The following is a 2,921-nucleotide window of genomic DNA, read 5'->3' on the forward strand; positions in this document are numbered from 1 at the left end:
CTCTTAGAGTCAAAGAGTAAATTGAGGCAAGTAAAATATTTGAATAATCTAGTAGAACAAGACCATAGAGGAATCAAGAAAATAACAAACGCTGGTCTAGGATATAAATCATTTCATACATCTTGGAAAACAATTAGAGGCATTGAAATTATGCGGATGATCTATAAAGGTCAAGTAGAAGGAGTTGCTAAAAATGATGTTTTGGGACAAAAAAAATTTGTCGAGTCGCTCTTTGGGATTACTGTTTAAAAAATTAGATGACCACAGGGTTATTCTGTCTTTCTCAACTTTTTGCGACAGAACCAGGATTGGAGTGTAAATCCCCAATTTAAAACAGAATTTCTTCATCTTCAGGCAGAAATTGACTCTGTATTACAGAAAATAAAAACTGGTGCAGAAATAAGTTCTTCAACCTCAAAAAATTAATATCTCAAAAATAAAGCAATCGACCAATGGAAATTTCAACTACCCAAAGCAACCAAAGTATAAAATCACTGCCCACACAGATGGAGATTCAAACTTGGATTGTTAATTATGTTGCAGAACTTCTGGAAGTAAACCCGAACGGAATTGATATCACTATTCCTTTTGACCGCTATGGATTAGATTCTTCCGCAGCCGTGGGACTGGCTGGTGATTTGGAAACCTGGCTAGAGCGAGAGCTAGATCCTACTTTACTTTATGATTATCCCACCATTGAGTCCTTAAGTCAGCACTTGATTGAGTCCTTATCAGATTAGAAATCAAGTAAGAGCTAATGGCGGTTTCTGAAATAAAGAGAAAACCAATCAAAACTAACTGATATTTTCGAGTAAATTTTTGGCGAGAAGCATAATGGAAAACAATGCTCAAGTATTAATTCAGTCCTCCTCACCTTCTGAACTACCCCAGAAGAAAACCAAACATTTTCAACTAATTGAAAAAACCTATCAGAGTAATATTGACTCTGACTACACGGAAAAAATCGCTGAGCTGGGCAAAAATTTTGACTATCATAATAATAGCGATCGCTATTGGGGAAATCCAGAGCTATCAACTTTTTATGGCACACCATTGTATGAGGAAGCCTCTGAGTCGCAAAAGTTAGCACTCAATCATCTTTATTGGGTAGGACAATACAACCATACAGCTAACTCTGAAGCCAATACTATGCTCTACAATCAGATCACCGAAGGAGTTTTTGCTCACTTTGGAGATTATCAAACTTTGTGTCAAGAGCTAGAGTTCGAGACTTCTCAGGAACGTTACCATATCAGAACTTTTCAGAAAATTGGCTATAAAACTAAAGTAGCTTTGCTAGGAAAATCCAGTCTCGGTAATCCCCTGTCTCAGAAATCTCCTCAATTTGGTCAGTTTCAATTTAACGCCCTCAATTCTTCTTTAGAGGCTGCTAGAGAAACTAGCTTTCGTTGGATTACCCGCCTAATGCTAGGTGGTAATACCAAGTCTTATTCTCGCTATTTACAAGAACGAGAGGGTAACTCAATCCCTACCACTAGCGGTGGTTTAGCAGAATTAACTAGCTCTCCTACTGCTTTTAAATTTTTTACCCTTAACTGGGGTAGTTCTCCCTTTTTAGCCTCTCAGTATTATGCAGTTCGGATGATTGCCAATATGTCTTTAAAGACATACGAACATCAATATTTCAAGCATTTCAAAAAGCTAGAGAAAGAGTTAGAGTTTATTCCTGCTCCTACGGCGGTTTCTTACTATCATTTGTTAGATGAATCCTTCCACACCACAATGTCTCAGATAATCGCGCAAGAATTATACAGAGACTTTCCTCAGCCCACAGCCTACGAGAAATTGGTGGCTAATTTGACGATTTATTTAGCCCAAAAGGGAGTATTAGGTGGTCTTTCTGGAGGTTTACCCGCCGTCTTTCGTGAAGATGACTCGTTTTTCCTTTCTTTCTACCGATTGTTACAGTCTCCCCTATTTGAGATGTCATCTACAGAAGCACTTCAGTGGATGGAAAAATGTCTCTGCCAAGAACACGAAGGATTTCATGTCAATCTTAAGTATCATCAAAGGTTATTGGGAGAATTTCGTCGCTTTTTCGAGCGTCTTGATTATCTTTGGGCTGTTAATCGTGAAATGCAAATTATGGCTTCAGGAGGATCGATCAAGCGCGCTTTGAAGAACAATATCAAGTCTTGGAAGCAGTTTTTTCAGCAAGTTGCAGCCTAAATTTATTGTCAGTTATCACCACGTAATCGTAATAAAGATGTTACAAAATCTTCAACTACCAGAGCTTAAGAAAAAGCGATCGCCAACAGAGCAAACCAAAAGTTCTGCCCTGCAAATGATTGAGAGAACCTACTACAACAATACTGACTCTAACTATACCGAGAAAATTCAAGATTTAGATCGTAGTTTCAAATACAGTGATGTCAGAAATCATTACTGGAATGCTCCCGAACTCTCAATGCTATATGGCACTCCCCTCTACGAACAGGCTTCTGAGAAACAAAAGATTGCTCTCAATCACCTGTATTGGTTTGTCATGTATAATTTCACTGCCACCAGTGAAACTCAAACAATTGTCTATAACAAGATTACGGGGGGAGTTTTTGCCAAAATTCCAGGCTATGAGGTGATTAACGAGATACTTGAATTAGAAAGCGAACAAGAACTATCTCACATTCATGTCTTTCGTAAAGTTTGCTTTCAGATGCTCAAAGCTTTGTTAGGTAAAGAAGCCTTCAAAGACCCCTTAAAAGGCAAAATATACAATTCTAGTTATCAAGGTTGGGCCGAAAAAGCATCTCATTATCAGTACTATGGTTTGCGTTTTATTGCTAACCAGATGCTCAAAGGGCAAAAGACTTTTTATTCCGAATATTTAAAAGAATTAGAAGCCAAAGATAACTTTCCTCCCGCTTTCAGTACGGGATTCATGGGAGAAGGATTAGCCCCTA

General features: G+C 38.1%; 3 protein-coding genes and 1 pseudogene. All 4 read left to right on the forward strand.

All coding sequences use genetic code 11. The annotated features are described in order from the left end of the window. A partial coding sequence (locus H1P_RS32360; protein WP_144875448.1) for a DDE-type integrase/transposase/recombinase occupies positions 1-249 on the forward strand: 249 nt, incomplete at its 5' end. 203 nt (positions 250-452) lie between these two features. Then, positions 453-740 (forward strand): acyl carrier protein, encoded by a 288-nt coding sequence (locus H1P_RS32365; RefSeq protein ID WP_144875450.1) that lies wholly within the window; start codon positions 453-455, stop codon positions 738-740. Positions 741-834: 94 nt separating this feature from the next. Continuing rightward, on the forward strand, positions 835-2,190 hold the full coding sequence (locus tag H1P_RS32370) for a diiron oxygenase (protein ID WP_144875452.1): 1,356 nt from the start codon (positions 835-837) through the stop codon (positions 2,188-2,190). A 37-nt stretch (positions 2,191-2,227) separates the two neighbouring features. Continuing rightward, a pseudogene (locus tag H1P_RS32375) lies at positions 2,228-2,921 on the forward strand (hypothetical protein); the annotation flags it as partial.

The sequence above is a fragment of the Hyella patelloides LEGE 07179 genome (assembly GCF_900659865.1).
Lineage (GTDB): Bacteria > Cyanobacteriota > Cyanobacteriia > Cyanobacteriales > Xenococcaceae > Hyella > Hyella patelloides.

Coding starts and splice junctions, on each gene's coding strand:
- H1P_RS32365 (WP_144875450.1), top strand. CDS start 453: ATGGAAATTTCAACTACCCAAAGCAACCAAAGTATAAAATCACTGCCC.
- H1P_RS32370 (WP_144875452.1), top strand. CDS start 835: ATGGAAAACAATGCTCAAGTATTAATTCAGTCCTCCTCACCTTCTGAA.